We start from the raw sequence: 375 nt of genomic DNA on the forward strand, positions 1-375 counted from the left end.
GGCGCCGCCGTCGCGGGGGTCGGTCAGGACCCGGTGGAAGGAGCTGGCGCCGTCGGCGATGAGGCGGCGGGCCATCGAGGGCGGGATCGGCCCGTGCCCGTCGAGGACGGCCGGTTCGTCGGTGGCGCCGAGCAGGGCCAGGACCGGGACGGTGACCAGGACCTGCGCACGCGGGACCGGAACACCCGCGCCGGTACCGGTGCTGCCGTCGTCCGATCCAGCACCCGTGCCGGTGCCGGTGGTGAGGAGCCAGGTGGCGGTGATGTCGGCGCGGAGCTGGGTCAGGGTCCGGGGCTCGTCCGGKCCCTGGAGGGCGCGGGCCGCCGCGGTGGCCCGTTCCCAGATCCCCGCGGCGGTGTCGGCCGGGAAATAGGC

Annotated in this window: 1 pseudogene; it reads right to left on the bottom strand. The window is 77.0% G+C overall.

Annotation, left to right across the window (positions count from 1 at the left end):
* Positions 1–375 (bottom strand): annotated as a pseudogene (locus AC1DFR_RS22400) (HNH endonuclease signature motif containing protein); the annotation flags it as partial.

Source organism: Arthrobacter sp. 05T410, from assembly GCF_056396505.1.